At 55.5% G+C, this 5,198-nt stretch carries 5 protein-coding genes; all 5 read right to left on the bottom strand.

The genetic code is table 11. The features are described from left to right. Nucleotides 1-929, bottom strand: a 929-nt coding sequence (locus ACR1XU_RS23005) for a DUF6538 domain-containing protein (protein ID WP_480915711.1), incomplete at its 3' end; no start/stop codon positions are given. Between the two features lie 36 nt (nt 930-965). Continuing rightward, nucleotides 966-1,157 (bottom strand): hypothetical protein, encoded by a 192-nt coding sequence (locus ACR1XU_RS23000; protein ID WP_480915710.1) that lies wholly within the window; start codon nt 1,155-1,157, stop codon nt 966-968. After that, nucleotides 1,150-1,317: a hypothetical protein gene (locus ACR1XU_RS22995; protein WP_170484287.1), complete on the bottom strand. Its 168-nt coding sequence runs from the start codon at nt 1,315-1,317 to the stop codon at nt 1,150-1,152. The genes ACR1XU_RS23000 and ACR1XU_RS22995 overlap by 8 nt, the downstream gene beginning before the upstream one ends. 179 nt (nt 1,318-1,496) lie before the next feature. After that, nucleotides 1,497-3,602 (bottom strand): alkyl sulfatase dimerization domain-containing protein, encoded by a 2,106-nt coding sequence (locus ACR1XU_RS22990; protein WP_170808466.1) that lies wholly within the window; start codon nt 3,600-3,602, stop codon nt 1,497-1,499. A 783-nt stretch (nt 3,603-4,385) separates the two neighbouring features. Further along, entirely contained in the window at nt 4,386-4,886 is a 501-nt protein-coding gene (locus ACR1XU_RS22985; protein ID WP_480812380.1) for a GNAT family N-acetyltransferase, read from the bottom strand. Nucleotides 4,887-5,198: the final 312 nt, after the last annotated feature.

Raw genomic sequence — 5,198 nt, 5'->3', positions numbered from 1 at the left:
GGTTGAACATGAATGAAGCAGCCGAGGTTGCCTTTGGTCACGAGGTCTTCCCGGAGCAGCCCGACCGCTTCCCCCGCGCGCAGTCCTGTCAGCAGGCAAGTCAGCAGAACGGAATGAAGCTCAGGATCACGAGCCGCCAGAAGTCTGGAGACCTCATCGTCAGTCGGCACCGCATAGGGTTGAGGACGCACTTTCCGATCGAACGGCACCGTCCGGAACGGGTTGACCTCCAGATGGCCTTCGTAGACCACCCAGTCGAGGAAGTGATTGACCTGCGACCAGATACGCCGCTGGGTTCTGGCCTTAATAGTTACCGTTCCCCGAGACGAGTAGGTAACGAGTTGGTCCAGGGTCAGCCCGCGTGTCCTCTCTGACTTACCGATCATCGGAGACAGTTGGGCTATCGCTGACAGAAACTCTCGCCCCTCCGCCCGCGTCAGACTGCAAACCGATCGGTCGCCGTATCGGCTCGTGAACAACCCGACAGAGTATCGGACCGATTTGAACCCGCTGGGTCGCAGTTCATTACTACGCCGGGCAAGATAGGCGCGGCTCAGGTCCCGGATCACCACCTTTACCGGCGCGGCGGGTCGGGTGAAGGCAGGACCGTCCAGAACTGTCCCGGAGCCCTCCAGAGTAGTCCGGAGACGCAAGAGAGACGACTCTGGCTGGTCAAGCCAATCAGGAACGTCAGCGGTGCTCTCTGTGGCAGACAGGGCGTCTTCTGCCTGACCCCGGACCTGCTCCACCAGTGTCTCGAAGCGGGCATTGACTTCAGCGGCTCGGACGCGGGCGGTTCTGGGGTCACCGGTCTTGAGGCTTTGCTTCAGCGCCTGAGCGCCCAGCGCGAGAGCCACGTCAACGGGATAGTTGCGTCTGAACAACCACGTATGGCCCTTCAGATAGGCATAGCGAATGTGAGCAGACATAGGCCTCCTCCTTTTCTGTTTGGAATTTTTGGGGAGTTAGTCGTGAGGGACGATCCGCAGGATCATCTCGAGTGCCGGTTCGCCGTAGGTCCCAGCCAGAGGGCCGGTGACAGCAAAGCCGGTCACGCAGTCTTCAAACACCTCCTCCACGCGGAAGTGATGTTCAGGGATGTCATCGAAGGCGCGGACGACCACGACGTCACCAGGGTTCAGTTTCAGCTCAGTCATCGTCGGACCTCCACGTCCAGAGGACCGCCAGCAGAACCAGCGCCGAGACAGCGGGATGAGACCGAGACACCACCCAGAGCATCGTCGTCAGGACAGCCTTGGGCGGTGGGTGCAAAAGAAAACCCCCGACGAGAACGCCGAGGGCAGACAGGTACTTCATGGATCATACTCCTGCAGTTGCTTCTTTATTTAGATGCAGGAGGTTGCTCGGTTTTGGCGGGGAGCGGACGTTCAGATTTATTGCGGGAATGACCAAGTTGCGGGCAAAGCTGCCAAACAATGCTTCATGGTGCAGGCAATGTACCTGCCCACACCAAAGATCCGCTTCGACATTGCGGTTTATTCAATTGCAGGTAGCCCGGTGACCGCCTCGAACGCGTCCGAATGCGGTTCCACATGATGAGGTTCTCGAGTCCCGGGCAACACTTCAAAGAACGGATCGAAATCGACCATTGCCTGAGCGAGGATACCGAGCACGGTGGGGTCGCCCTCTATTTGAGCTGATCCATCCGAAAGTTGCGCATCCAGTGTTTTCTCACCGGCCATTGTCAACTCCAAGTCGGCTCGGTTGATTGTCAAAGTCAGGTCGGGCGCATCTGCAGTGAACCCTTCGACATTTGTCAACGTCGCGTTGCGCAACTCCACGAGGAACTTCTCACCATTGTCGGGTGTCACCAAGTTCATAGTGAACTCGCTCCCTTCGACTTTGCGGCTGTCCATCTTGATGGCAAGGAAGTTCAGGAACAGTTCCGTTGACATAGCCCGAATAACGTCCGGACTCGAAGTGTCCGGAATGTCGCCTCCCGGGATACCTGAACGCAACTCAAATGCTCCAGACAGGAAAGAATTACGAAGTCCTGGGTTTTCTTGCTGATAACCGAGTTGCTCGTACACATCCGCCAGCAGATTCCGGGCCGACATGTTGTGCGGTTCCGCTTGCACCAGCTTGTTCAGAATCTCGCTGGCCAGAAGGTATTCGCCGGTATCGTGCAACTCGGCGCCTCGAGCCATTATTGCGTCTGAGCCGCCCATCATCTCTACATAGAGAGGCGCTGAGTCCTCGGGCGAGTGCGGGATCAACGTTGCCGGGTTGCAGTCCCAGAAGCCAATGTATCGCTGCACTACACCTCGGCTATTGTGTTGAGGTGAACCATGATAACCCCGACAGTGCCACTTGTCTTGAAGGCTTTGCGGCAGGCTATAGACGTTGTGAATCTGGTTGATCGTCACGCCTTTATTAACAAAATGCAGCACTTGATTGTTCATGTGTGCATAAAGGTCTCGCTGATCGCGCAGTATCGCTTGGACTCGGTCGTTGCCCCAACGCGGCCAGTGGTGCGAATAGAACATCACGTCTGCTTCTTCACCATAGAGATGAAGCGCGCGGCTGATATACTTCGACCAACGCAACGGATCACGTACAGGTGCACCGCGCAGCGTGTAGATATTGTGTAACGTCGCCGTCACGTTTTCCGCCATCCACAGAGCCTTCATGTCGGGCAAGTAGGTGTTCATATTCGAAGGTGCCTCTGTCCCCGGTGTGTTCTGAAAAATCATCCTGACACCGTCCACCTCGAACTCTTCGATGTCCTCTTCAACTATTCGGGTCGGCGCAATCAGTCCGACGGCACCGGCTGACACACCCTGCCCAAGACCCTGTCCGACATAGCCATGAGGGCTTGCAGGCAGGAGCAACCCATACTGGTAAAACAGGCGGCGATTCATGGCGTTGCCAGCATAAACATTCTCGGAAATTGTATGCTCCATGAAGTCGCGTGGTGCGATGATTTCAACCTTACCTGCGCGGACATCGGCCTCATCAACGACACCGCGCACGCCCCCCCAATGGTCGCCGTGAGAATGCGAATATATCACCGCTGTTACGGGTAATCCCTCGCCCACATGCTGCTGGAACAACTCCAGAGCAGCGCGAGCAGGTTCCGCAGAGATAAGAGGATCAATAACAATCCACCCAGTCTTGCCGCGCACGAAAGTGACATCGGATAGGTCAAACCCACGCACTTGGTAAATGCCGGGAATAACTTCGTAGAGGCCATAGTTCTGGTTCAATCGGGAAATGCGCTGCAGGGATGGGTGAATACTGTCAAAGTCAGTATCGCTGTTCAGAAAATCAAATCGCTTCTTGTCCCACGCGACGTGACCGGCATCAGCCATGATCTGCTTGTCCTGCATCTCAGCAATGAGGCCGCGCTGCTGTTCTTCGAAGTCCTGCACATCAGAGAATGGAAGGGTACGCTTCGCTTCGTCCAGAATTTCCAGTGTATATTTGGACGGTGCCTTCCCTTTCGGATGGAAATGCCCTTCAAGTGGCGGTGCGGAAGCCGAGCTCTGTGCAGCTGCTTCGTCTAACAGAGCGGCGGACGAAACAGCAAATGCCGTTCCGACGGTTGGAATTGCCTTCAATACATCTCGTCTAGTGGTCATAAGTTCCCCCTCCCAAATCTTCAAACCGTGACTATGTTTGCGATGATAGCAGGCGAGAAGATTTGATGCATGATAAACAAATTCATTTCTTGTGATATCTTCTCGGAGTTCTCAGGCCAGCCATTCGAAGCACTAGGCTCGAGCGACCGCCCCACCAAAGCCCCCCCAACCCGCCAGCACCGGCGACCACTCGTCAGAACCCGGGCTAGTCGTCAGCGGTCGTCTCAGCGCCAGTGGGCGGCCTCTCCAGCGGTCAGAAATGCCCCGTGCTCACCCTCGAAATGCCCCCGAAACCGCCCCAGTACCGGCCACCGGTCGAAAAAGTTCTTAGGTTTCATCGGTCGGCAAGGATTCCTACCACCCCAGCCAGGTCATTCAGACATGGAACAACAGCAGGCTCTGGGGGCTAAACCCTCCGAGAAATGCCCCCGTTTATGCCCCAGTGGTTTCGGGTGTTCTGACACCCCCTGTCTCCTCCTCTTTCCTAACCTCTAGTAGGGGCTCTATGGGGTGGGGAATAGGTATAAGTAATGAATAGAAACCGGAGGAGTGAGAGACCCGAGTATCCCCGTTCCTGATCCATAATACACAGAGGAGGAGGAGGTTATGGGGAAGATAGAGGGCCCATGGCACTCGCGGCCAATCGACGTTCACCGCTGGTCGGATCATCCAGAGGTGGCAGAGTTGGTCGACCGCATCTGGGACGGCTGGCGCTGAATGGGGTTGGAGAGGCATCTAGTCATGTCAGGTTCGAGCCCAATGCGTACGAGCGAACGAAAAAACCTAGTGGACTACTCCAAGTTCGTAATAGTCATAGCCGTCGGGAGGATTGTCGTCCCATGGCGTGACAATCTTGAACCCAAGCCGGTCATACAAGCTCCTAGCCGGAAGTTGGCGCTCCCCAGTTGTCAGCCTTACGCTGCTGTAGCCGTGCAACTCAGCTAGGTCGATCACTCTCCTGCAAAGAGCTGATGCAATCCCACTACTCCTGAATTGCGGCTCAACAAACATGGACTTTAGTTCGCAATGCTTGTCGTCCATTCGATAAATCGCCACAGTTCCAGCGGCTTTCCCATCCAAGTATGCAATGAGCACGTCTCCTTGCGGGGGGCAGTACTCGGTCGGAATTTTCGGTGAGGCCTTAAAGAACCACGACCCACGATAGTAGGCCTCGATGGTTTGAAGATCGTCAGAATAAAGAGATTTGTTTGCTTCATACAGGCCCCGCATTAGGGCTGCGGCATCATCAACTTCCTTCTGTGTACGCGCTTCGACGATGTTCAATTGCTTCGCTTCCAGCAAAGGATGATTGGATTGATACTAACACAAATTCACTGCCCCGATCAAAACAAGTAAGTGCCCGCTCTGTCCGCATTTCGGTTGTTCGCCTATCGGTTAATCCCACACATTTATTTCTGCAGCGTCAATTTTGAGCTTCGAACGGCACCACCTCCCGCCCAGTGCTCCGTTCATGTTCCGCCAGCCGTTGAAGATACCCCTCTGATCGGGCCGTCTGCCGCCAGATGACGTAGTCTTTGACGTGGTCAGCGTTCGGGTCGGGTTGTTCGTCCAGCCCGTAGAACTTGTTCGATGTGG

The organism is Ruegeria sp. D1(2025) (assembly GCF_056536425.1).
The sequence above is the reverse complement of the archived record's forward strand: the minus strand, read 5'-3'. Positions and strand labels throughout refer to the sequence as shown.